Here is a 1,041-nt window from a genome sequence, read left to right on the forward strand (position 1 = left end):
CTCGCCGATGCCGTCGCCGGCTTCAAGCTCGACGCACACGGCTCCGCCGGCCACGCCCACCAACGCCCCGCGCTGGGAGCCTCCGGCCACCCGGCCTGACATCCTGCCCGATCCCCAACGGATTTCCCACGCGGCGCATCCCCATGGCTGCGCCGCAGCCTTTTCATCCACCCGACGACACACACAGCGGCCCTGCCGCTTTTTTCCGTTTTCGAGAAAGTCCCCATGTTCCAAAGCCTGCAAGCCCGCCTCATCGGGATCTGCATCGCCATCACCACCGCGTCCCTCGTGGTGCTGGCCTTCGCCACCTTCCTTGTCGTGCGCGGCAACACGCTGGCAGGCATCGATGCCCAGCTCGCCCAGCGCACGCGGCTGCATGCCGACGAGATCACGGGGTGGGTCAAGGAAAAGCAGCGCATCACCAGTTCCATCCGTGTCGCGGCCACCCAGCCCGACCCGGCTCCCTTCCTGCAGGCCGCGAAGCAGGCGGGCGCCCTGGACGATGCCTACCTGGTCCATGCCGACAAGCGGCACACCTTCCTGCATCCAGTGCCCGAAGGCTACGACGGCACGTCCCGCGGCTGGTACAGGCAGGCCATGCAGGCCGGCGGCCCGATCGTGACCCCGGCCTACATCGGTGCCAGCTCCGGCAAGCTCCTCATCACCTTCGCCGAGCCCTGGGGCCCGGTCGGCCAGCTCTCCGGCGTCGTGGCCACCGACATGCTGCTGGAAACCGTCGGCCGCATGGTGACCGCCATCCAGCCCACTTCCAAGAGCTTCGCCATGCTCGTCGATGACCAGGGCCGCCTGCTCGCCCAGGCGGATCCCCAACTGGCCCTCAAGCCGGTCTCCGCACTCGCTGACGGCATCGATGCCGCGCTGCTGCAGCGGCTCGCGGCGGGCGGCGGCCACGCGCAGGTCGTCGCCAGGGGCGCGGACCAGATGCTCTACGCCGCGAAGGTGGAGGGCACGCCCTGGATCCTGGCCATCGCCATCGACCGCTCCGAAGCCACCCGCCCCGTGCGCGAGCTGCTCAACGTC

The 1,041-nt window shown here is 69.5% G+C and carries 1 protein-coding gene; it reads left to right on the forward strand.

Going from position 1 to position 1,041, the window contains the following annotated elements; all coding sequences use genetic code 11:
* Positions 1-225 precede the first annotated feature (225 nt).
* On the forward strand, positions 226-1,041 hold an 816-nt coding region (locus BLR05_RS25610), incomplete at its 3' end, for a cache domain-containing protein (RefSeq protein WP_208606081.1).

This window comes from Paracidovorax cattleyae, from assembly GCF_900104515.1.
Lineage (GTDB): Bacteria > Pseudomonadota > Gammaproteobacteria > Burkholderiales > Burkholderiaceae_C > Paracidovorax > Paracidovorax cattleyae.